19 protein-coding genes, 2 tRNA genes and 1 pseudogene are annotated in these 23,405 nt (G+C 43.8%); 9 read left to right on the top strand and 13 right to left on the bottom strand.

The features are described 5' to 3' along the window. Window positions 1-160: 160 nt before the first annotated feature. Together NBH15_RS17580 and NBH15_RS17575 are read right to left on the bottom strand one after the other, a co-directional pair. A complete protein-coding gene (locus NBH15_RS17580) occupies window positions 161-1,102 on the bottom strand; it encodes a YeiH family protein (protein WP_007653224.1) in 942 nt (313 codons plus the stop codon). 130 nt (window positions 1,103-1,232) lie between these two features. Further along, window positions 1,233-2,519: an O-acetylhomoserine aminocarboxypropyltransferase/cysteine synthase family protein gene (locus tag NBH15_RS17575; protein ID WP_250823181.1), complete on the bottom strand. Its 1,287-nt coding sequence runs from the start codon at window positions 2,517-2,519 to the stop codon at window positions 1,233-1,235. 179 nt (window positions 2,520-2,698) lie between these two features. Here NBH15_RS17575 and NBH15_RS17570 point away from each other — a divergent pair, with 179 nt between their 5' ends. After that, window positions 2,699-3,160: an Lrp/AsnC family transcriptional regulator gene (locus NBH15_RS17570; protein ID WP_250823180.1), complete on the top strand. Its 462-nt coding sequence runs from the start codon at window positions 2,699-2,701 to the stop codon at window positions 3,158-3,160. 1 nt (window position 3,161) lies between these two features. Here the strand turns inward: NBH15_RS17570 and NBH15_RS17565 are convergent, their stop codons facing one another. Continuing rightward, on the bottom strand, window positions 3,162-4,046 hold the full coding sequence (locus tag NBH15_RS17565) for a LysR family transcriptional regulator (protein ID WP_250823179.1): 885 nt from the start codon (window positions 4,044-4,046) through the stop codon (window positions 3,162-3,164). 87 nt (window positions 4,047-4,133) lie between these two features. Here NBH15_RS17565 and NBH15_RS17560 point away from each other — a divergent pair, with 87 nt between their 5' ends. Next, window positions 4,134-7,433, top strand: a complete 3,300-nt coding sequence (locus NBH15_RS17560) for an AsmA-like C-terminal region-containing protein (RefSeq protein WP_250823178.1) — start codon at window positions 4,134-4,136, stop codon at window positions 7,431-7,433. On the opposite strand, the gene rfbB is transcribed toward NBH15_RS17560, so the two are convergent. Continuing rightward, window positions 7,428-8,573 carry a dTDP-glucose 4,6-dehydratase gene (rfbB, locus tag NBH15_RS17555; RefSeq protein WP_122327918.1) on the bottom strand — a complete coding sequence of 382 codons (1,146 nt, stop codon included), beginning with the start codon at window positions 8,571-8,573 and terminating at the stop codon, window positions 7,428-7,430. The genes NBH15_RS17560 and rfbB overlap by 6 nt on opposite strands. Window positions 8,574-8,581: 8 nt before the next feature. After that, the gene (gene rfbC, locus NBH15_RS17550; protein ID WP_128134357.1) at window positions 8,582-9,142 is read right to left on the bottom strand and encodes a dTDP-4-dehydrorhamnose 3,5-epimerase; all 561 of its coding nucleotides are present in this window, start codon (window positions 9,140-9,142) and stop codon (window positions 8,582-8,584) included. Window positions 9,143-9,299: 157 nt separating this feature from the next. Here rfbC and NBH15_RS17545 point away from each other — a divergent pair. From NBH15_RS17545 to NBH15_RS17530, 4 genes are all read left to right on the top strand, one after another. Then, a tRNA-Cys gene (locus NBH15_RS17545) sits at window positions 9,300-9,371 on the top strand. A gap of 23 nt (window positions 9,372-9,394) precedes the next feature. Further along, window positions 9,395-9,466: transfer RNA gene (locus NBH15_RS17540), tRNA-Cys, on the top strand. Between the two features lie 457 nt (window positions 9,467-9,923). After that, a complete protein-coding gene (locus tag NBH15_RS17535) occupies window positions 9,924-10,988 on the top strand; it encodes an AAA family ATPase (RefSeq protein ID WP_128134358.1) in 1,065 nt (354 codons plus the stop codon). A gap of 5 nt (window positions 10,989-10,993) precedes the next feature. After that, complete coding sequence (locus tag NBH15_RS17530) at window positions 10,994-11,668, top strand: DUF4276 family protein (RefSeq protein ID WP_128134359.1); 675 nt, start codon at window positions 10,994-10,996, stop codon at window positions 11,666-11,668. Here NBH15_RS17530 and NBH15_RS17525 read toward each other — a convergent pair. The 3 genes and pseudogenes from NBH15_RS17525 to NBH15_RS17515 form a co-directional block, all read right to left on the bottom strand. Continuing rightward, window positions 11,648-11,953, bottom strand: coding sequence for a D-Ala-D-Ala carboxypeptidase family metallohydrolase (locus NBH15_RS17525; protein ID WP_233567264.1), 306 nt, complete (start codon window positions 11,951-11,953; stop codon window positions 11,648-11,650). The two genes, NBH15_RS17530 and NBH15_RS17525, sit on opposite strands and share 21 nt — an antisense overlap. Before the next feature lie 89 nt (window positions 11,954-12,042). Further along, window positions 12,043-12,362: pseudogene (locus NBH15_RS17520) on the bottom strand (HU family DNA-binding protein); the annotation flags it as partial. A 69-nt stretch (window positions 12,363-12,431) separates the two neighbouring features. Further along, window positions 12,432-12,845: a hypothetical protein gene (locus NBH15_RS17515; protein ID WP_128134360.1), complete on the bottom strand. Its 414-nt coding sequence runs from the start codon at window positions 12,843-12,845 to the stop codon at window positions 12,432-12,434. Between the two features lie 219 nt (window positions 12,846-13,064). On the opposite strand from NBH15_RS17515, the gene NBH15_RS17510 reads away from it, so the two are divergent. Then, on the top strand, window positions 13,065-14,537 hold the full coding sequence (locus NBH15_RS17510; protein ID WP_128134361.1) for a RimK family ATP-grasp domain-containing protein: 1,473 nt from the start codon (window positions 13,065-13,067) through the stop codon (window positions 14,535-14,537). A gap of 3 nt (window positions 14,538-14,540) precedes the next feature. Continuing rightward, window positions 14,541-15,002, top strand: a complete 462-nt coding sequence (locus tag NBH15_RS17505) for a GNAT family N-acetyltransferase (RefSeq protein ID WP_224264868.1) — start codon at window positions 14,541-14,543, stop codon at window positions 15,000-15,002. On the opposite strand, the gene NBH15_RS17500 is transcribed toward NBH15_RS17505, so the two are convergent. Then, a complete protein-coding gene (locus NBH15_RS17500; RefSeq protein WP_244051131.1) occupies window positions 14,993-16,981 on the bottom strand; it encodes a retaining alpha-galactosidase in 1,989 nt (662 codons plus the stop codon). The two genes, NBH15_RS17505 and NBH15_RS17500, sit on opposite strands and share 10 nt — an antisense overlap. A 123-nt stretch (window positions 16,982-17,104) precedes the next feature. On the opposite strand from NBH15_RS17500, the gene NBH15_RS17495 reads away from it, so the two are divergent. Further along, window positions 17,105-18,835: an SGNH/GDSL hydrolase family protein gene (locus NBH15_RS17495; RefSeq protein WP_250823177.1), complete on the top strand. Its 1,731-nt coding sequence runs from the start codon at window positions 17,105-17,107 to the stop codon at window positions 18,833-18,835. Here the strand turns inward: NBH15_RS17495 and NBH15_RS17490 are convergent. The 4 genes from NBH15_RS17490 to tsaD all read right to left on the bottom strand — a co-directional run bounded on the left by NBH15_RS17490 (window position 18,812) and on the right by tsaD (window position 23,345). Further along, on the bottom strand, window positions 18,812-20,176 hold the full coding sequence (locus NBH15_RS17490) for an MATE family efflux transporter (RefSeq protein WP_128134363.1): 1,365 nt from the start codon (window positions 20,174-20,176) through the stop codon (window positions 18,812-18,814). The genes NBH15_RS17495 and NBH15_RS17490 overlap by 24 nt on opposite strands. An 88-nt stretch (window positions 20,177-20,264) precedes the next feature. Further along, window positions 20,265-20,819 carry a Crp/Fnr family transcriptional regulator gene (locus NBH15_RS17485; protein ID WP_007653179.1) on the bottom strand — a complete coding sequence of 185 codons (555 nt, stop codon included), beginning with the start codon at window positions 20,817-20,819 and terminating at the stop codon, window positions 20,265-20,267. Beyond that, window positions 20,812-21,303: a CinA family protein gene (locus NBH15_RS17480; protein WP_128134364.1), complete on the bottom strand. Its 492-nt coding sequence runs from the start codon at window positions 21,301-21,303 to the stop codon at window positions 20,812-20,814. Before NBH15_RS17480 ends, NBH15_RS17485 begins: the two co-directional genes overlap by 8 nt. Before the next feature lie 1,022 nt (window positions 21,304-22,325). Beyond that, window positions 22,326-23,345 (bottom strand): tRNA (adenosine(37)-N6)-threonylcarbamoyltransferase complex transferase subunit TsaD, encoded by a 1,020-nt coding sequence (gene tsaD / locus NBH15_RS17475; protein ID WP_128134365.1) that lies wholly within the window; start codon window positions 23,343-23,345, stop codon window positions 22,326-22,328. Window positions 23,346-23,405: the final 60 nt, after the last annotated feature.

Below are 23,405 nucleotides of genomic sequence, written 5' to 3'. Positions count from 1 at the left end.
TTAATTCAATAAGAGGAAAGTAAGAGATATGGGGTTCATATTTTTCAGGATTGAGAAGTACAGTTATTCTTGTTTAAAACGGACCTCCACTTCGTTTTAAACGGGTAAAATCTCGTTTAAAACGAACTTTACCCCCGTTTTAAACAAGATTTTGCTCGTTTTAAACCAGCATTATTACTCCTAAACTGATCAGCCCGATAAATATCCAAAGGACAACACCTTGCACCATCGGGCGTACGCCTACTTGTTTGATTACTTTCCGGGATAATCCGGCACCGATCAAAAACAGGGTAACTGTTAAACCTTTCTTTGCCAGCCAGACCAGTGAACCTGTTATCGTTTCAGGAATTGTCAGGAAAGTATTTGCAACCATAGCCAGAATAAAAAAGAAAATAAACCAGGGTATGCTGATCTTTGCACCTTTCTGTTTGAATATAAACATGGTAGCAATCGTTACCGGGATAATCCATAAAGCACGTGTCAACTTGACCATTGTAGCTATTTCAAGAGCTTGCTCACCATAAGCGGCACCGGCTCCCACGACAGAACTCGTATCATGTATGGCAATAGCCGCCCACATACCGAACTGCTCCTGGCTCATTCCCAGCAAATGTCCGATAGGCGGAAAAATAAACAATGCAATCGCATTCAGAATAAAGATTGTTCCGAGTGACATCGACATCTCATTGTCATTGGCTTTTACTACCGGAGCAACGGCAGCTATGGCACTTCCTCCGCAAATCGCAGTTCCGGCGGAGATCAGATAAGCCGTTTTCCGGTCCATCATCAATCTCTTACCCAGATACATACCTAAAGCCAACACGGCAACAACCGATACGACCGTAAAGAGCATCCCTTCTTTTCCGGTTCTCAGCGATTCATGCAGATTCATACCGAATCCCAAGCCTACTACAGAGAACTGCAATAAATATTTAGACGTTTTCTTACTGAATTTCGGGAAAGGTTGTCCGGCTGTCATTCCCAGCGCAAGACCCAGAAACAGGGCTATAGCCGGAGAAATAAAAGGCATCAGACAAAGAACGAATAGGAGAATGAAAAGGGGTTTGTTGTACTTCGTCAGCACTTGTTCAATTGTGTTCATTTCTTATAATATCATTTAGTTATCCTTTGTTTTTGACGGTGCAAAGGTAAGCTTTAAAAAGATATCGAACCAATCACATTATGGAATAGCTGATAACTTGAAGTTATAACACCCTTTTCATTCCGATTGTTCAGATTTTAGCCAGTGCCTGTTCCAGGTCTACAAGCAAATCTTCTATGTGCTCCGTTCCTATCGAGAGACGCACTGTTCCCGGATAAATATCCTGTTCTGCCAGTTCTTTTGCATTCAACTGCGAATGCGTTGTACTGGCCGGATGAATAACCAAAGATTTTACATCGGCTACATTTGCCAGCAGGGAAAAGATCTCCAGGCTGTCGATAAAACGATGTGCTTCTTCCTGCCCTCCTTTTATCTCGAAAGTAAAGATTGAACCGGCGCCTTTCGGGAAGTAACGTTCATACAGCGCATGATCGGGATGCTCCGGCAAAGACGGATGGTTCACCTTTTTCACCTTCGGATGATTTTGCAGGAAGTCAACCACTTTCAGAGCATTTTCAACATGACGTTCCACACGCAACGAAAGAGTTTCCAATCCCTGTAACAAAATAAAAGCATTGAACGGACTGATGCAAGCCCCCGTATCACGTAACAAGACAGCACGGACACGGGTCACATAAGCCGCAGGTCCGGCAGCATCCACAAAACGTACCCCATGATAACTCGGATCAGGTTCTGTCAGTTGCGGGAACTTACCGGAAGCCACCCAGTCGAATTTTCCTGAATCGACAATGACACCTCCTAACGACGAACCGTGTCCACCGATGAATTTAGTTGCCGAATGCACTACAATATCCGCACCATGTTCGATCGGACGTATCAGGTAAGGTGTTCCGAAAGTATTATCCACAATCAAGGGAATCTTATGACGATGGGCAATGGCTGCCACCTCTTCTATAGATATAATATTTGAATTCGGATTGCCCAGGGTTTCAATAAAGATCGCTTTCGTATTTTCCCGGATAGCCTTTTCAAAATTAGACAAGTCAGCCGGATCAACAAAAGTGGCAGTTACCCCATAAACCGGCAATGTATGTGCCAGCAGATTATAGCTACCTCCATAAATAGTCTTTGCCGCTACAATATGGTCGCCGGCACGTGTAATATTCTCGAATGCATAGGTAATGGCAGCTGCGCCCGAAGCGACAGCCAACCCGGCAACACCTCCTTCGAGAGCCGCTACACGCTGTTCAAAAACACCTTGCGTTGAATTGGTCAAACGACCGTAAATATTTCCCGGATCCTGCAAACCGAAACGGGCTGCCGCATGCGCCGAGTTATGAAATACATAGGAAGTCGTCTGATAGATGGGTACTGCGCGGGCATCTGTTGCCGGATCCGCCTGTTCCTGTCCTACATGAAGCTGTAAGGTCTCGAAATGTAATTCTCTTTTTGCCATGATCTTATTCTTTTTTTATTTGACTTATTACTGTATTATTTTCCAGCAAAAGTATCATACAAAGAAATATCAAACAAGAAATCACATAAATACAGAAAATAATCCTATTTTTACACTGTCATACAGATAGAGTCAACTATACAACAGTTAAAAAGAATCAGATAAAAGAATTTTATTCTATGGAGACTTTAGACAAAAAGGATTTGCAGATCCTCCGCACGCTGCAGGAGAATGCCCGGCTGACAACAAAAGAACTTGCCGCCCGGGTGAATCTTTCATCGACCCCGGTTTTCGAACGCCTCAGACGTTTGGAAAACGGAGGATATATAAAGAAGTATATAGCCGTATTGGATGCAGAAAAACTGAACCTGGGTTTTGTCGTCTTCTGCCGCGTCAAGCTCAGCAAACTGAACAAGGAGATTGCGACCGAGTTCACACGGATCATACAAGATATCCCCGAAGTAACTGAATGTTATAACATATCAGGCAGCTACGACTATCTGTTAAAGATCCATGCCCCAAACATGAAATACTATCAGGAGTTTATCCTCAATGTTCTGGGAACAATAGACAGCCTCGGTTCACTGGAAAGTACTTTTGTGATGGATGAAGTGAAACACGATTACGGCATCCACATCTGATTTACTTATAGGCTTGCATATACCGGATGAAACTCTCTTCCAGTCCCCCGCTCTGCCCCTGTAGCTGCACAAAGGAGAACATACGTTCGGCAGAGAAATCTGTGATATCGATCACTTTTAGTACTCCCGACATCAGTTCACGGGTAACGGCACGTACCGACACGATTGCCAGTGCATCCGAATTTTCCAGAAACAATTTAATACTTTCAGTACTTCCCAACTGCATCAGTACTTTCAGTTGGGATAACTTCACCTGATGTTCGGCCAATGTGGACTCCAAAACAGCCAACGTCCCTGAACCATTTTCACGCAGCACCAGCGGAAGTGTGCAAAGTTGATCCAACGTCAGTTCTTCATACCGGGCCAGTTTACTCCCGGTATGTGTAATAACGACCAGTTCATCTTTCATAAAAGGCGTATAATGAAGAGAACTCTGCCGGGCATTTCCTTCCACCAGCCCCAAAGTGATCTTACCTTCACACAGGGCTTTTTCAATATCATGACTATTACCATTCAGCAGGGAAGTCCGGATATCAGGAAATTTCCGGATAAAGGAAGACAAGATGGGAGGCAATACATACTGAGCAATCGTCGTACTGGCCCCCAAACGCAGGTCGCCACAGATATTATCGGTCAGCAGATTCATCTCGAAGTCCAGTTGCCGGTAAGCAGCCAGCAGCGTATTGGTATGCGACAACAACAATTCGCCGGCCCGGGTCAACACAATACGATTACCGGTACGATCAAACAACGGTGTCTTATATTGCATCTCCAGCTCATGAATATGCTTGCTTATAGCCGGTTGACTGATATACAACTCCTTCGAGGCCTTTGTAAAACTCAGGTTAGTCGCTACGCTATAAAATACCTTCAGACGAAAATCCATATGCCTATAATCTTTTAAATAAACTTATCAGGTACAAAGATATGGGTTTATTTACATACTTTTGTATAACCAATACATGAAGGCAATATGAAGATCAATAAAAAATTAATTACGACAATCGTCGTTATCACTGTTACCCTGTTCTTTATCCTTCCGGGTATAGGGTTCAGTATTTTGAACTGGGGCGTTCTTCCTCCGGAGAAACTGACCCCGCTCGTCATCGAACAAACGAATAAGTTTCTTGATGCCCATCTGGATTGCGAGCGGATCGAACTGACTTATTTTGAAACATACCCGCATCTGGGCATCCGGCTCACGAACGGCCATCTGATCTCACATACTGCTGAAGATTCAACGGCGCATAAGGAAGAACTGGCTATTCCGTCCGATTCCCTGATCGCTTTCAAATCCGCCGTTATCTCTTTCCGGCCAACCGATTATCTTTTTAACGGCAAGATAACAATAGGCGAAATCAGTATCGAAGAGCCCCGTTTCTATGGCTATGTGAATAAGAAAGGGGCTGCCAACTGGGATATCTATTCCACAGAGACCGACTCTGCCGACACCGGTAAAAAGCCGTTGCCTCCCATCGACCTGCAAAAAGTACGCATCACAAACGGCCGTTTCACTTATGATGACCGCGAAGCCGATCTGTTTGCTGAAATAAACGGTTTCTTCCTCAACCTGGATGGTTCACTGACCGACGGAAAGAATAAACTGGATATTGAAACAGGCTCAACTTCCATCCTGTTCAGCAGTCCGACTTATACACTGGAAAACAAACTGGCCCTGAAACTGAAAAGCCAGCTTTTACTTTCTGACAACTTCAACACAATCACATTGAACGATGCCGAACTACTCGTTAACAATCTTCCTTTTACTGCCAACGGCTCTGTCAGCAGTTTACCGCCGCTGAAACAGACTAAAATAGACATGGAAGTCGGACTCAAAATATCCGACATGAACGATTTATTGAAATTCATTCCCGATGCCTATTTCCAAAACAGAGATAAAACACTGGCAAAAGGAGCTATCATCATGGAAGGAAACATACACGGTTATCTGGGAGACAGCATTGTTCCATCCGTGAACCTGTGTTGTAAAATAGAAAACGGTTCTTACCACGTCAAAGGCCTCAAACAGGGAATCGACACCATACAGATGGATATGGACCTCCATCTGAACGGCATGTATCCGGATTCATCTTTTGTCTCGCTGGAACAACTAAGATTAAAAGGACTGACAACCTCTTTGGATATGCGTGGAAAAGTAACCAACCTGCTGACTTCACCGAATGTCGACGCCAATATAAAAGGTAAAATCGATTTCACACGACTTACACAGGAGTTCCTAAATCCGGACACCCTGTTCCTCCAGGGAGTAATGGACGCCGATCTTTCCGCTTCATTTAATGTGGATGACTTACTGGACAGTCAATACGGCAAGGTTCACGCTTCAGGCCGGTTAAAAATAGATACGCTGAAGGCTTATAGCAAACCGTTAGGTATGGATGTCTTTATAACAAATGCTGGCTTCTCGGTCGACTCCACCCAACAGGGCAGTTCTTATCTGGAGACTAAAGACCTGTTAAGCATGTCATTGTCGGTAGACAGCCTGAATATCAAATACCAGGATGACATCAACACAAATATCAGCCGGCTGGCCATACAGGCAAAAACATCGCCTGTCATAGATACAACGGCCGTTATCCCTATGACTGCACAATTGAAGTTTGACTATCTGCGTACCCGCCTGCCCGATTCCGTATGGCTGGTAGCCGGACAAACCGTCATGAAAGGCGGCATCAAATCATCAGCCTCCAATAAACGGATACCCACTGCAGGCGCCACCATCTCTGTCGATACCCTGCGTTACTTCATCCTGCCGATACGTACCGGAATGATACTTTCCGGAAACACATTCAATCTAGAAGCACTCCCCTACCGGGATGCCGTACGCCAGCGCAGGCTTGCCCGGACCGATACGACATCGCAGGCCAATACAACCAGACAGGCACGTACACGCCGCAAAAGGACACCCGGTCAAATCCAAACGGATACCACCGACGTGACAACGCAATTATTACGTCGCTGGGAAGTCCGTGGCAGCCTCTCCTTCAATAAAATGAGGGGGGTCAGCCGCCTGCTGCCCATCCCCATACGAATGGACCAGACTACCATGAAATTCAATACCAACGATATTACACTTACCAATGCCCACCTGCATCTGGGAAAAAGTGATTTTATGCTGAACGGAGAAATAAACCGTATCCGCCAGGCCATGCTACGGGGAGGGAAACTACGGGGTAACTTCTCACTGACATCCGATTATATCGACTGTAACCAGCTAATGAAAGCGATGAACTCCGGCATGCAATATTCAGAACAACATCTCGCTACAGCCGGTCAATCAGTAATGGACGAGGAAAGTTTTGTTACCATGGATACCCATACTCTGCAGGATTCTATCGCAACAGCGACACTGGATACAACAGACCAGGTATTTGTCATCCCGGCTTATCTGGACATAACGCTTCACACAAACGCCCAAAAGATCGACTTCAAGGATGCCGAACTTACCAATGTACTCGGTGAAGTAATCATCCGTGATCAAAGCATCAATCTTAGCAACCTTAAGATGGATTCAAATATCGGTCGCGGAAACATGACCATGTTCTACACGGCTAAAGACAATAGCGGGGCATCCGCCGGCTTCGATCTCGATATGGAAGATGTAATGGTCGAGAAACTGATCGGACTGTATCCGGCCATCGACACACTTGTCCCGATGTTGCGTTCTTTCGAAGGAGTGGTCGACTGCCAGGTGACGGCAACCTGTAAGATGGATTCCACCATGTCGCTGGAACTCCCTTCCCTGCACTCAGCCTGCTATCTGCATGGGGAAAACATGGTGCTGCTGGACGGTGAAACTTTTACTGAAATATCCAAGACGCTTATGTTCAAGAACAAGAAGCGGAATGTTATCGACAGTATATCGGTCGATCTGGCCATCAAAGACAATAAAATAGAAGTATTCCCCTTCCTGGTGGAAATGGACAGATATAAAGTAGCCGTCGGAGGAACTCATAACCTGGATATGACCTTCAACTATCATCTGTCTGTACTCAAATCGCCGGTTCCGTTTAAACTCGGAATCGACATCACCGGTAATCTGGATGATTTCAAATATAAAATTGTAAAGTGCCGCTACAAAGACCTTTTCAAACCGGCTAAAGAAGCGGAGTTGGACAGTACGCGTACAAATGTCCGGAAAGAAATACGGGAATCGATACGTAACCAAATAAGAGAGACTGCTCCCGAACTGGTGAGCAGCCTCTCTCCTAATCATACGGTAACTCCTTCGGAAGGAGAAACCAATGCTTTATAATTCACGGCCGGAGTACATCCGGTCGTAATATTTCATATAATCGCCCCCCGTGATGTCTTCTACCCACTGTTGGTTTTCCAGATACCAGCGGATTGTTTTTACGATGCCGACTTCAAATGTCGTTTCAGGAGTCCAGCCAAGTTCTTCAGATATTTTCGTCGGGTCAATAGCATAACGCATGTCATGTCCGAGGCGGTCCTTCACAAAAGTAATCAGGCTTTCATTAATCCAGTCGACAGCAATTTCCCCGTCCGGACCGATCTCTTTCTTTTTCAGCACCTGGCGATATTCAGGCTGTTCGGTCATTAAGCGATGGATTGTGCTGATCGTCAGTTTTACAATCTCAATGTTTTGCTTTTCGTTATGACCACCTACATTATAAACTTCTCCTACCCGTCCACGATGAATAACAGCATCGATAGCCTTGCAATGATCTTCCACATACAACCAGTCTCTTACATTCTTCCCGTCACCATATACCGGCAGGGATTTTCCTTCCAGGATATTCTTTATAATAAGAGGAATCAGTTTTTCCGGAAAATGATAAGGGCCATAATTATTGGAACAACGGGTAATGCTTACCGGCATTTTATAAGTATCGAAATACGCTTTTACAAATAAATCGGCACTTGTTTTGGAGGCACTGTACGGACTTCTCGGATCCAGCGGAGTCGTTTCATGGAAATAACCTTCCGCACCCAGGCTACCGTAAACCTCATCTGTAGAGACCTGATGGAAACGTACGCCTTCACGCCACTGAGGATAACCGGCCTCGTCTTTCCCCGTCACCCAGGCTCTGCGGGCTGCATCCAGTAAATTTTGTGTTCCCAGAATATTAGTTACAAGGAATAACTGCGGATTTTCAATACTACGGTCCACATGACTTTCTGCTGCAAAATTAACTACATAATCAAAATTATACTTAGCAAAAAGTTCATCAGCCAACGTACGGTCACAGATATCGCCTTTCACAAACTCACAACGTTCGCCATCGATATCTCCTGCTATCGTACCCAGATTTCCTGCATAAGTCAGCAAGTCGAGAACTACAATCTTTATATCCTGATGCTCTGCCAGCATATATTTGATAAAGTTAGCACCAATAAAACCGGCAGCACCGGTAACCAGATAAGTCTTCATCGTCCGTATTATTTAAATGTAAAATTATATTCCGCCTCACTGAACAGAGGCGCTTTTGTATCTTTCTCTGATAAATTTACAGCATTGATATCTGTAATTCCCCAATCCACTCCTATCGCCGGATCATCAAAACGAAGTCCTTTTTCATGGCTGGGCATATAAGGGTTATCCACTTTATAAGTAAAAATCGCTTCGTCGCTCAATACGTGGAATCCATGAGCAAATCCCTGCGGAATAAAGAACTGTCGTTTATTCTCTGCCGAAAGTTCAACCGATACATATTTTCCGAATGTCGGAGATCCGGCACGCAAATCGACGGCAACATCCAGAACACGTCCTGTGATCACCCGCACCAACTTCGACTGCGAATAGGGAGCCAATTGATAATGTAATCCTCTAAGTACTCCTTTGGAAGAACAGGACTCATTATCCTGAATAAAATTCACTTTACCGATGTGTTGTTCAAACTCAGATTGTTTAAATGCTTCCATAAAATATCCCCGTGCGTCATTAAACACCTTAGGTTCAATGATCCAGACACCGGGTATTTCCGTTTCTATATAATTCATTCCTTTATATTTATACTAACAGGGGACAAAGTAACTTCTTTTTCCTTAGTTCTGCAACAATCAACGCCTGCAAAAAGTATGAAAAAGATTTGCATATCTCAAACATAATACCTTTCTTTGCACTCGCAAAAACGATAAGACGCTATTTGAAATAGATGGTTCCTTGGATGAGTGGCTTAGTCAGCGGTCTGCAAAACCGTGTACGGCGGTTCGAATCCGCCAGGAACCTCTTTATAATTGAATTTGATATCCGGTTCCTTGGATGAGTGGCTTAGTCAGTGGTCTGCAAAACCATGTACGGCGGTTCGAATCCGCCAGGAACCTCACAGAACAGAAGGGTTAGAAAGTTTTTCTAATCCTTCTGTTTTTTTATACCCATTTTCGCTTGCCACCAACTCCTCAAAAAGAAATTATGCCGTTCAACAGCACTTTAATGTCGTCTGTGAAATATATTTTGTGGTTAAATCAGGGACTTCTACATTTGTCGCCGAAAACAAATGTACCCTAACCCCAACTCACATATAATTCTCGCTTTGTAGGTGTGCCAACGTGAATTGGCACACCTTTTTTAATAATCCAAACTCCACCAGATTTTCCTGAATTTGTAATTGCAGGAACCCCGAAATGAATTAATCACTCCAATAAAATATATATATTGTCCAGTTCATAGTAAATGATTAACTTTGCAAATATCACAGCCGCATTAATTACCACCGTAATATCAGGCTGTGCTTACAAGACAAAGGAAAAGGATATCATTTGAATATTAATTATACATATAATGGATTATATAGAAATTAAAGGATATAAGTCGATAAAAGAACAAAAAGTTGATTTTAAAGACATTAATATACTCATTGGATCAAATGGTAGCGGGAAAAGTAATTTCATTTCTTTCTTTGAATTTCTAAACCGACTATATAACAGGAATTTGCAGGAATACATTTCCTTAAGGGGGGGAGAAGACAAAATCTTGTTTGAAGGCAAAGATGTAACAGATCGGATTTATTTCAATGTTGAGTTTAACGGAGGGGTAAATGGTTATTCTGCAACATTAAAAGCTGGGGAAGAAAAATTGATATTCACTGATGAAAGATTAATATACAATAGAGACAAAGGAAGCGACATCAGTGCATATTCAACAGAAGCGAGAATTAAAACAACTGATAATTTCAGGGCAAAATATGTCATTCAATATTTAAATGGTTTCAGAAAATATCACTTTCATGATACCGGAGCAAAATCTCCTTTCACATTAATGAGCCATATAGAAAATGACATTTACTTCTTATATGAGAAAGGTGAAAACCTGGCTGCATTTCTATATAATATACAAAAAGAAAATCCCAAAGTCTATCTACGGATCATTTCAACGATTCAAAGCGTTGCTCCTTATTTCTCTGATTTCTTTTTCCAGCCTAACAAGGAAAATTATATCAGATTACAATGGAAGGATAAATTCAGTAATGTCATATATGGTGTAAATGACTTATCAGACGGAACAATCAGGTTCATCGCTTTAGCTACACTTTTTATGCAACCGGAATTACCTCAGACTATTATTATCGATGAACCCGAATTAGGTCTGCATCCTGCTGCCATATCCAAATTAGCCGGTTTAATAAAGTCTGTTGCATCCAAGCAATGCCAAGTCATATTAGCAACACAATCGACCGATTTAATAAGTCACTTTGAACCTGAAGACATTATAACGGTAGACCGGATCAACGGTGAATCTGTATTCAGGAGACTGGACTCTGAATCCCTGTCTGTATGGCTTGATGAGTATACGGTAGATGATTTGTGGAAAAGGAATATAATAACGTCAGGCCAACCTAATTATTGAATACCATGGAACGAATTATAATTATATGCGAAGGTCCTACTGAAGAAGAGTTCTGCAAAAAAACATTGACTCCATACTTTCAGAAACAACAAATATATGTTCAATCCCCATTAATCAAACATAGTAATGGCGGAATTGTAAGATGGAACATACTGAAAAAACAAATAGAGAATCATCTCAAACAGGATACAACAGCATATGTTACTTTATTGATAGATTATTATGGCTTATATCAAAAATATGAATTTCCTGGCTGGGAAGAATCATTAGCGATTACAGATAAGAATTCCAGACTTGATTTTTTAGAACATAAGATGAGCGAGTCGATAGAGGAAAATCTCAGATATCGTTTCATTCCTTATATGCAATTACACGAATTTGAAGGGATTCTTTTTTATAATCTCGAAATTTTTGATTTGCTATTCAACGATGATGAGATTCTTGACAGAGAAGAATTAGAAGCTATTTTCAGAGAATTTGATAATCCGGAGATGATTAACAACTGCCCGGACACGGCTCCGTCCAAAAGACTTAAACGAATCATTAAAGGATATAACAAAATCGTATACGGCAATATTCTGGCTGAAGCAATAGGTTTAACCGGAATAAAAGCTAAGTGTCCACGCTTTAATAATTGGATTACTATACTATCCTCCATATCAAAGCCACTCCACCCCTAATGAAGTGGCTAATAATCTCATGTTTGTGATGGGTTTCCGAACCCCAGGCATGCTCCGGCTAACAGGACGAAAGCTACTATCCAAATACTCACTGACGATGACTGTTTGTACTGATTTTCGGATTGTGTCGGTTATGCTGTGATGTTTGTTTCCTTGCAATAAAGCTATCTCTGCCGGATATTGCCGGCCGGTACTGACACCACCGGCCAGACGGTTTACAGAGTCACTACGGTAACCACTCAATACTGCAATTGGCCTGCCATTGAACTGCCTCAATGGTTCCAACAGATGAATGGCCAAATAACAGAGCGACTGACGGACAGCAGAAGACGTTTCATAATCTAAACATTGAATCTCTAATTATGAATTCTCAATTATTCGATCTCCGGTCTATCGCTGCTTCCGCCATTCTCTTCTTCCTTCTCTTCGTCTTTCTTCTCGACCAGCTTCTCAAAACTAGCCTGGCTCTTGATAGTCCCCGGAGTGCCTTTCCCGGATAAAACCGAACTTTAGGTTCGCGAATCAGGTTTGTATCAAAAGTTTTCTCATCAATTACCCCGGGAGAACCGATCGTATAACGGAACGTACCCAATTCCCCCACACTCACCCGGCGGCCATGCTGCAAATGGCGCACCAGTACTACATTCAAACGGTCGAGCACCGCTTTCACCCCGGCGCTTCCCACGCCACTACTGCAAGAAGATACACAAAAGACAGATAAATAACAAAATGACATTTTGACTGCAAAGTGATAATACTCCATCTACTTAGACTTTGCAAATTTAGAAAACAATTTTTCATCCAACTTAGTATGAATAATTTTAAGTATATCACAAAATTCTTCTTCAGTGATTATTTCTGGTTCATCCTTTATTATTATTTCACAATAATTTTCTCTTCTGTTTGTATATTCATCAGAATTTTCATATTCAAATATACCATATCTAAATCCAGCATAAAAGCCTTTAAAATCAATAACGTCATACCTATCAAGATCCAAACGGTATATTTCTCTTACATAACAAATTTGTAATTCTGAAAGCCGCAAATACTTGTTATTATAGACCTCTTGCAAAAGCTTTTTTCTCTTCTTTTCACATGATTCTACTTTCTTCTTTGCATTAGCGATAGACTTCTCCATCTTCTCTATCTCTGCGTTCAACTCATCTATTTCCATTATTATAATATTTATGTTTCAACAAAAGTAAACATTTCTACATCCAAACCGTAAAAATCAAGATGTTTAACAACATGAGCAACGTGATTGGAAGTTAAATGTGACAGGAAACACCCCCCTGAGACTCAATCAGCAAAAAGTGCTTTTAATAATTAATGATTATTCGCATTACAGATTGATTTATTTGTCTATTTTTGCGCACTCATTTTAATATTCAATATGAATAATGTGCTGATTCTTTTAGACAGTCTGAATGATTGGAAACCGTATTACAAGACAAGCAGTATCTTAACTGTTTCCGATTATTTAAAAAACAAATCTCTCCAAAAAGAAAAGGGGAGTAAATTTGTCATCAACCTCAGTAATGACTACAGTTATAATTCCGAAGGATATTACTGTTCATTACTGGCTCAAACCCGAGGACACAAGGTGATTCCCGGAGTAGATATCATCAATAAGCTGGAAGCCGGGGCGGGTGTCCGCATGGACCGGAACTTACAGAAGCTCTGTTATCAATGGATACAGAAAAACAATATTACCGATAATATCTGGTATCTGAACCTCTATTTCGGAACTTGCCAGGAAAAAGGGCTGGAGAAAATTGCCCGGTTCATCTTCGAAAACTATCCTGCTCCCCTCCTTAGGATCAGTTTTAATACCCGGGTTAAGAACCAGATCGAATCCATTCAACTCTTGTCATTGGAACAACTGAACGATGAAGAACAAAGTTTCTTCGCTGAAGCGCTCGACCGTTTCAACAAAAAGGTATGGCGTGCGCCTCAAACCGTTAAATCCGCCCGGTATAGCCTGGCTGTATTATACGATCCGGAGGAAAAGTTCCCGCCCAGCAACAAACAGGCCATAAACAAACTGTTGGAAGTAGCCAAAAAGATGGATATACATGCCGAACTGATCACGGAAGAAGATGCCACCCGCCTGATGGAGTTCGATGCATTATTTATACGTACGACGACATCACTGAACCATTACACCTTCCGGCTTTCGCAATTGGCAAGGCAGAACGGAATGGTCGTGATAGACGATCCGTTATCCATCATACGGTGCACAAATAAAGTATTCCTGAATGAATTATTTGAAAAGGAAAAGATACCGGCTCCCCTCTCGATGCTGATATTCAAGTCAAACGAAAATACATTCGAACAGATCAGCAGTCAGTTAGGATCACCGTTCATCCTGAAAATTCCGGATGGTTCTTTCTCTTTCGGGATGAAGAAGGTAACCAACGAAGCGGAACTGGAAGCAGCACTCGACCTGCTGTTTGAAAAGTCGTCCATCCTCCTCGCCCAGGAATTTACTCCGACTGAGTTCGACTGGCGGATCGGCATCCTGAACGGTGAGCCGTTGTTTGCCTGCAAATATTATATGGCCAAAGGACACTGGCAAATCTACTGTCATTATGATTCGGGAAGAAGCCGGTGCGGACTGGTCGATACCATTCCTATTTATCAGGTTCCCCGTAAAGTACTCGACACGGCGGTCAAAGCGACTTCATTTATCGGAAAAGGATTATACGGAGTCGATATGAAAATGGTCAACGACCGCGCCATGGTTATCGAGATCAACGATAATCCGAGTATCGACCACGGTATCGAAGACGCTGTACTGGGCGATGACCTGTATTACAGGATACTGAATCACTTCGGACGTATGTTAGATATGAAACACTTCTAAAAGATGGAACAGGAGATTATAACCAGGCAGGCAACCCGGGCAGACCTGGACGGGATTATGAGAATAGAGACATCTTGTTTCGGTCCGGACAGTTTCTCCAAAAAACAATTCGTCTATCTGATCACAAAAGCTAAAGGAATGTTTTATATCGTTGAATACCAAGAGAGAATAGTAGCCTATGTTTCTCTCTTGCAAAACGATCATACCCCCAATCTGCGCATCTATTCTTTAGCCGTACATCCCGGTTTCAGAAGACAGAAGCTGGGGCAGCACCTGATAGACAAAACGATCGAATTTGCCAGACAGCATAATCATCCAAAGATTACGCTCGAAGTAAACGTCTCAAATCCGGCAGCGCTCCGTCTTTACCAAAAAAACAAATTCGAACCGGTCCGCACAATAAACAATTATTATGCGGACGGTTCGAACGCTTATTCCATGCACCGGGAAGTCGGTTATTTATAGATCTTTGCAGCATATCCGCCGCCCGGAGCCATTTTGATCTTCAGTTTACGGTCGGCGGGAACCGGGATGATTTCTTTTTTATAATCACAGGCGGCACGGTCGGCATTGATACCGTCTTTGAAAAGTTCCAGTTTGTAATTGCCGTCGCCCAGGAAAGAAAGATCCAGTTCCATCTCACGCGGTTCCCAATTAGTCAGGGTACCCAGATACCAGATATCGTCGTGCTGGCGGGCTATAGCGATATATTCGGATACTTTTGCATCGAGCACCTGTGTTTCGTTCCAAACGGTCGGGATGTTTGCGATAAACTCGGTACATTCTTTTTCACGCATATAATTGGTCGGATTATCACAAAGCATATTCAGAGGCGATTCGAAAATCACATAAGTAGCCAGCTGGCGGCAACGGGTACCCTGGCTCATCGGTTCGGAGTTGACCGGACGATAGTTGGCACGGGTTGCATTCCGCATAGCCCCCTGTGTATAATCCACCGGACCGGCAACCATACGGATGAACGGGAATGTTACGTCGTAAGTAACCATATCGTAAGAGGCAGGCGACCATTTCAATTGTTCCAAACCATTCACCCCTTCATAATTGATTACGTTCGGATAAGTACGCTGCAAACCGGTCGGTTTACATACGCCATGGAAATCAACCAACATCTTATATCTGGCACAAGTTTCTGCCGAGCGATACAAAAAATTAATCACCTCCTGATCATCACGATCCATAAAGTCGACCTTGAAACCTTTGACACCCATATCCGCATAATGCTTCACCACATTCTCCATATCACGGTCGAAAGCATAAAAGCCTGCCCAAAGGATAATATCCACATTCTTCGATTTGGCATACGATACGATTTCTTCCATATTAATTTCCGGGATGACTTTCAGCAAATCTGCTTCCAGGTTAACAGCCCAGCCCTCATCCAGAATTACATATTCGATGCCATGTTCGGAAGCGAAGTCAATATAATACTTATAAGTATCGTTATTGATGCCGGCACGGAAGTCCACTCCGTAAATGTTCCAGTCGTTCCACCAGTCCCAGGCAACCTTACCCGGTTTGATCCAGGAAACATCACTTACACGGGAAGGAGAAGCCAGGCGATACACCATATCGCAATCGACCAGTTGCTTGTCATTTTCAGAAACGACAAATACGCGCCACGGGAACGAACGGTTTCCTTTAGTTTTAGCTATAAAATTTTCACGTTCCTTGACCAGCATCTGAAGGCGGTTATGTCCCCCCTGCTGTTTTACCTTCGGATAAGGGGCATGCACAGATTTCAGAGAGGGCTTATCTGTTGCATTGTTCAGGAACATACCCGGATAGTCTTCCAAATCGGCTTCGGTGATACATAGTTTCTTTCCGTTACCCAGATCCACCAGATAAGGGAGGATCATCAAACGCTTGTCGTTCAGTTTGGTGATAACTTCATTCACATAAGGTTGTTCAAACGAGTTGGAGAACTGTTCTTCGAATGTCGGCTTCGTACTGTTCACATAAGCAGAAAATGTCTTATGGTCTGTCGAGAAGTTATAGGTTGCCGCTTCGTCTGCAACGACAATTTCCCCTTTCTTACGGGTAATGAAACGATAAGCCAGTCCATCGTTATATAAGCGGAAGGCAATACTGTAATCTCCACGGAAAGAAATCGTCATTTCATTATAGATATCGCTTACTTCCGTCTTCTTATAGAAAGGAGAAGGGATCACTTTGTCTACCGACCCTTTGGTTACTTTCGATACTTTCGGTTTTACTCCCAAAACTTCTCCATTCTGTAAAGTCATGGAGATTGCAGATGGTACCAGGACCTCTGTCCCGTCATGAGTCAGGGAAAATTCTACATTATCACCTACGGTAACTACCGTTTGCAGTTTTCTGTCCGGCGATTGTAACTGATAACTCTTCTGAGCCATCAACGACATGCTTCCGGCTAGAAGGAATACGAGCAGTGCTTGTACTTTCATGGTATTTTTACTTTTTGTTTAACTCTGGCAAATATACATGAATAAATAAAAATAGAATTCCTGAAATTGTTTTATCTTTGTCAATATCGTATCAAAAAGTAACATAAACACATAATAACGACCATGAAAAGACTCTTTTGTCTACTATTTTTCTGTATGGCATGCCTTTCTGCCGGGGCACAATGGAAATGGCAGAATCCGATGGATGCAGGTTTTCCTGTAGTACAAAACCAGGGCTGGCCTGATGAAATAGGTTACAAATATGTCCGCCTGCCTGACCGGGCAGAGAAGGAAATAAGACCTGCCGTATGGAACCTCTCCCGCAACTCGGCCGGGTTAGCGATCCACTTTTATAGTAATGCCCCACAGATCACCGTCCGCTACAAAGTGAGTGGCGGATTGAATATGCCGCACATGCAAAGTACCGGTGTATCCGGCGTTGACCTGTACAGTATTGACAGCGACGGGAAATGGGGCTTTTGTTTCGGAAACTATTCTTTCGGAGATACCATAACATACAGTTACAGGAATTTAGGTCAGGACAGCTATCATAACCGTGGGTTTGAATACCGTCTTTACTTACCTTTATATAATACGGTAGAATGGATGGAGATCGGCACTCCCGAAGACAGCGAACTGACCTTTATCCCGCAATCGCCGGAAAAGCCGGTCGTACTCTATGGTACCTCCATCGCACAAGGAGCCTGTTCCTCCCGTCCGGCTATGGCCTGGGCCAATATCCTGCAACGTTCGCTGGGCTATCCGCTTATCAACCTGGGATTTTCCGGAAACGGGAAACTGGAAAAGGAAGTGCTGAACTACATCATAGAGCAGGATGCACGTATATATATCCTGGATTGCCTGCCTAACCTGACACCAAACACCGAACAGGAAGTTACAGACCTGGTCGTTGCCGCCGTAAAACAAATCAGGGCGACCCGCAACGCTCCCATCCTGCTTGTCGAACACGCCGGATATAGCAATGCACCGACCGACAAGGGACAATATGAACTATATACCCGCCTCAACAGAGGTTCGCAAAAAGGGTTCGAAATACTACAATCGGAAGGTGTGAAAGACCTCTACTACCTGACACACGACGAGCTCGATTACTCGCCGGACGCCTGGGTAGATTACGTACACCCCTCCGACCTGGGCGCACAGGCTCAGGCAACAGCCGTAGAAAAGAAAGTACGTGAAATACTCCGTATCCCGGAAGGTAACCGCCCTACCTGCCAACCGGTAACCCAACGCCGCGAACCGAACAATTACGAATGGCAAAAACGCCATCGCGAAATAATAAGCCATATCAAGCAGCACCCTCCCAAAGCCGTTATCATAGGCAATTCAATTACGCATTTCTGGGGAGGCGAACCAGCCGGTCCGATAAGCAGAGGTCCGGAAAGTTGGAAGAAATACATGGCAGCCGCCGATTTCCAGAACCTGGGATATGGTTACGACCGCATCGAAAACGCACTCTGGCGTATCTACCACGATGAACTGGACGGTTACGAAGCAGAGAAGGTCGTCCTGATGATCGGAACAAACAACATGAGTTCCAGTACGGACGAAGACATTGTAGAAGGTCTACGATTCCTTATCACAGCCGTTCGTAACCGCCAGCCGAAAGCAACGATCCAGGTAATGGGTATCCTTCCCCGTCGCGAACATGAGGACTGGGTGAAAAACATCAACCGGAATATCCGGACGATGGCCGAGGAGGAAAACTGCCTGTTCGGCGATGCAGGGCCAGCCTTGCTCCTACCCAACGGAAAGATAGACGAATCCCTCTTCTCCGACGGATTGCATCCGAATGAAAAAGGATACCGGCTAATTGCTCCGATTATTAAATAACGACCTACGTACCAGCCAGAAAGAAACGGACAAGGTACATATCTCAGCGATCGGTACATCATACCAGATGGCATCGATACCGAACACAGCAGGGAGGACAAGTATGCCGATTCCCACAAATACGAGTCCTCTCAAAGCTGAGATAATAATAGATATCTTAGCATTCCCTATCGCCGTAAAATAGCTGGAAGCCAATATATTCAGTCCACACAACAAGAAAGCGAAACAATAAATCGAAACACCCCTCGAAGCAATCTCAAAAGCCTCGCTCCCATGATCCTTGAAAAAGAGTCCGATCACCTGCTCGCCAAACAGCAACAACAGCAAAAACAAACCGATCCCGATCAGCGAATTAGTCTGCGCCGCCAATTTCAGGATCGATTTGATACGTTCCTGTTGTCCGGCCCCGTAATTATACCCGATAATAGGAATGATCCCATCCGATATACCAAGGAATACGGTCGTTCCGATAAACAATATATAATTGATTGCCGTAAATGCAGCCACCCCACTCTCTCCCAGATACCTCATCATGGTAATATTGAAAAGAAATACCGTAATCGCCACCGACAACTCCGACATACCTTCGGACGAACCGTTATAGAAGGCATTCCATACCAGCCGCTGGTCATAGCGTCCACGCTGCACGGCAACCACTTCATGACGTGAAAACAAACGGGGCACGTTAAAACAGGCTCCCATCGTAAAAGCAATACCGGTAGCCAGTCCGGCTCCCATAACGCCCCACCCCAGAACGGCAACAAACACGAGGTCCAGAACAATATTCAGAACCACAGTCATCCCCATAACAGAGGTCGCATACAACGGATGCCCCATCGCCTTGATTATGTAGTCACCGAAAAACATCGCACACAGCAGCGGGAAGAAAGGAACGAGCACCCGTATATAATGTACCGCATCGGGTAACAACACTTCGTTCGCCCCCAAAAAAGAAGCAATCTTTCCTGCTGACAGAAAAATAACCAGGCTCACCACCACGGACATCCCCAGCAAAAACACGAATACTGAGCGCAAAGCGTTATTAGCCTCCTGCTTATCCCCTCTTCCGAGGCTGATACTGACGAGGGTTTGCCCCCCGATACCCATCACGATTGCAAATGCCGAAATCAAACTGTAACACGGCAAAACCAGATTCACACTGGCAAGCGCATTGGCTCCTACGAAACGTCCCAACACAATCCCGTCGATCACAGATTGTATACCCAAGAACAACAATCCCGCAACACCGGGAAGTGCATACTTCATAAATAAGCGGGGAATCTCACCTGTCAACAATAATTTCTCCCTTTCCTGGCGGAAGAGAGCTTTGTCTTTATTCATAAATCAACTCACTTTTGGTTTCCGGCTGCAAAGGTAGGGAGGTCTTTTCAGAGAAAAATTACCATAGGATAATTTCGGTCCGCTCTTTTTATTTAGAAGAAGAACGAATACGGCTCAACGATTGAGGAGTGATCTGGAGATAAGAAGCAATATGCTTGAGAGGTACTCGCTGGAAAAGTTCGGGATTGCTGCGCAACAAGGCTTCGTATTGCTCGCGGGCATCACTCCAACTATCATTAATAAAATAATTTTCATACTCCCGAAGATAATAATCAAGCAGTTTGAGTCCCCAGACAGCTATGTCGTGCGACTGCTCGAAAAGTTCTTCCAGCCTGCGGGCAGGGATACGGAGCAAGTCCGAATCTTCCACCATCTCGATATTATAAGCGGCAATATCCCGGTAAACGAAATTTATCATTTCGCCATCCGAAGCGAACCATAATGTGATGTCTTTCGTTTCCCTTTCGACATATGAACGGATCAATCCCTTCCTGACGAACCACACAAACGGATCACGGTCGCCCTCCCTGATAAGAAGATCGCCCTTCGGGAAAGAAACCTCGTCCATCTCATCGATCAGAAGCCGGATGGCTTCGTCCGACATCGGATAGATCAATCGCTGTTGTTCTATGAATTTATCCATCGGACTTCTGTAAAAGTTCCAGTAACATTGTCAAAGCGGCATCGGCTGCCGACTGTATGTTTTCGGCCCGCACCGTACCGAAATGATAACAATGCGAAACGGCCTGTTCCTTCAAAGCGGCAGCGATCCAGACCGTTCCTACGGGTTTTTCGGGACTTCCCCCGCCTGGTCCGGCAACTCCCGACGTCGCCACCGAGCAATCGCATCCCAATGTACGGATAGCTCCCTGCGCCATCTGTTCCACCACTTCACGGCTCACAGCACCGTAAAGACGCAAACTGTCTTCCGAAACTCCAAGCACATTATGTTTCACCTCGTTGCTATAAGAAACAACGCCTCCGACAAAATAATCGGAACTACCAGCCACCAGGGTAACCATATTGGCAATACGTCCGCCCGTACAGCTTTCCGCCGTACCCATTACCAAACCTTTCGAACGCAAAAGTTCGCCAAGTTGTTTGCTGAGCGAATTATTATTATTCATATCGTTTTATTATCAGGTTTAAATGTTTTAATAATTATCAGAAACGAGTCTGTTTATAGTAGCTGGTTGTAACTGATTCCCCTCTCGAGAGGGGGAAGGGGGTGTGTCATATCCCCACCTATCAACTATCATAATCAGAGTTACTTGACTATTACAGGTCCATTTGCCGTCTGCTTCAGCTGACGGTTTAAAAGTTGTTTCTCATTTTTGGCTTCAGCCACATTTCTCTTAGATAGAAACTTGTAAGAAATGTGACTAAAGTCCGGAGAAATAGATAATTTACCAATCCGTCAGCTGAAGCAGACGGCAAATAAACCTGTAACAAGGTCTGTTTTTATTGACTGGCTTTAACACACCCCCTACCCCCTCTCAAGAGGGGAAGCAGTTACAACCAGTCATTATAAATAGACAACTCAATTCTTTCTAAAATAGAATTATCCCTCTCAACGCAAGAGGTTTTCACGGAATATACTATCATACTGTCATTACGACATATAAATAACTATATAGCAATCATTTAAACTATGACAGTACGTTTTTATACTATCATTTATCTATCATGTAACCATCATTTTAACTCTATTTTAACCAACGGACAGTCTTTTTAACCCGACAAAGGCGTTTGTTACAACCGCCTATGGCATCTTATAATTCGTCAGATTACTACCTTTTTATCCCAAAACTATGACTTAATTTCACTCGAACACAGACTTTTTGTTGCCGGGATGCCCATTTCCCCCCTTTTTACACCCCCATCTCGACGATGCCTACACCCGGGTGTCAAAGGTTTCAAGACCCGGGTGTCGAACAACTTTTGTCACTATCTGTCTGTCTTTTAGCTATATACTTAGTGAAAACAGCATACTGTCTATCCCATTTTTTAAGCAGGAAATGATAGTAGTATGATAGATAAATGATAGTTGAAAACAGCTACTATCATACTATAACAAACATGTATACAACTACTTATATCGAAATATGATAGTATGATAGTATATTTCTTCCAACCTTTGTATTCTTCTTTAAATAACAACCCTTGAGAAAGGAACTGCATCCATCGGGCAGAAATCCTTATCGAGGTATTTATAATAACCTGTAATGGCGACCATCGCCGCGTTGTCTGTTGTAAACGCAAACTTCGGGATATGTACCTTCCAACCATACCGCTTGGCATGATCCAGGAAAGCATCACGCAAACCGGAGTTTGCCGATACACCTCCGGCCACCGCCACCTCTTTTATATTCAGGTCTTTCGCTGCCTTGCGCAACTTATCCATCAGGATATCGATCACTGTAGACTGTAAGGAAGCACAGAGGTCTTGTTTGTTCTTTTCGATAAAATCGGGATCTTCCTGCAACCGATCCCTCAACGTATAAAGGAAAGAGGTTTTCAACCCGCTGAAGCTGTAATCGTATCCCGGAATATGCGGTTTACTGAAAGCGAAGGCTTTCGGATTTCCTTCGTTGGCCAGACGGTTCACCACCGGACCACCGGGATAACCCAATCCCATCACCTTGGCACATTTGTCGAAGGCTTCGCCGGCCGCGTCGTCTATTGTCTGGCCTATCACCTCCATGTCGTTATATGCGTTCACCTTGATGATTTGCGAATTGCCACCCGACACCAGCAAACAAAGGAAAGGGAAAGAAGGCGCATGATCATCTTCCGGCGTTTCCTTGATGAAATGGGCAAGCACATGGGCCTGCAAATGGTTAATCTCGATCATCGGGATATCCAGAGAGGCGGCAAATCCTTTGGCAAAAGAGGTCCCGACCAACAGGGAACCCATCAATCCCGGCCCTCGTGTAAAAGCGACAGCGCTCAGTTCCGATTTATCGATACCGGCCCGTTTGATGGCTTCGGCAACCACCGGAATAATATTCTGCTGGTGTGCCCGCGAAGCCAGTTCAGGAACGACACCGCCATAAGCCTCGTGAACGGCCTGGCTGGCTATCACGTTCGACAGCATCACGCCGTCGCGTATTACGGAAGAGGAAGTATCATCACAGGATGATTCTATCCCCAATATTGTTACACTCATACTCTTCTCTCGTTTTTTTGTGCAAATTTAATGAAATCTATCGCGATATTGTTGTAGATT

Origin of the sequence: Parabacteroides caeci, assembly GCF_023656795.1 — a bacterium.
GTDB lineage: Bacteria > Bacteroidota > Bacteroidia > Bacteroidales > Tannerellaceae > Parabacteroides > Parabacteroides segnis.
The sequence above is the reverse complement of the archived record's forward strand: the minus strand, read 5'-3'. Positions and strand labels throughout refer to the sequence as shown.